Genomic DNA, 565 nt, shown 5'->3' with positions numbered 1-565 from the left:
GAGGTGCCGCTCATCGGCACGCATCATATCGCCGGTCATATCTACGCCAATCAACTGGTCCACGAGCTGCAGTATCCGTTGCTCGCCCTGGTCGCCTCGGGCGGCCATACCGAGCTGGTGCTGGTCGAGCAAGAGGGCGAGTTCCGCATCATCGGCCGAACGCGCGACGATGCGGTCGGCGAAGCTTATGACAAGGTCGCCCGCTCGCTGAAGCTGCCTTATCCGGGCGGCCCGCACATCGACCGGCTGGCGCGGCAGGCCGAGACGGCGACGCCGCTGCCGCGCTCGTGGCTCGAGGCGGACTCCTATGACTTCAGCTTCAGCGGGCTCAAGTCGGCCGTGCTGGCCGTCATCAACCAGCATCAGATGAAGGGCCTGCCGCTGGACGAGGCAGCGTTGGCACGTGGCTTCCAGGAGTCGGTCGTTGAGGTGCTGAGCGAGAAGGCGATCCGCGCGGCGAAGGCGTATGGCGTGCGCCAGCTGCTCCTGTGCGGCGGCGTCGCCGCCAACAGCGGCCTGCGCGAGACGCTGGCGGCGCGCTGCGCTGCCGAGGCGATCCCGCTAC

The 565-nt window shown here is 68.1% G+C and carries 1 pseudogene; it reads left to right on the top strand.

The annotated features are described in order from the left end of the window. Positions 1-565: pseudogene (locus tag PA598K_RS28245) on the top strand (tRNA (adenosine(37)-N6)-threonylcarbamoyltransferase complex transferase subunit TsaD); the annotation flags it as partial.

This window comes from Paenibacillus sp. 598K (genome assembly GCF_003851045.1).
Classification (GTDB): Bacteria; Bacillota; Bacilli; order Paenibacillales; family Paenibacillaceae; genus Paenibacillus_D.
Note: the sequence above shows the minus strand (reverse complement) of the source record. Positions and strands in the feature narration are given on the sequence as shown.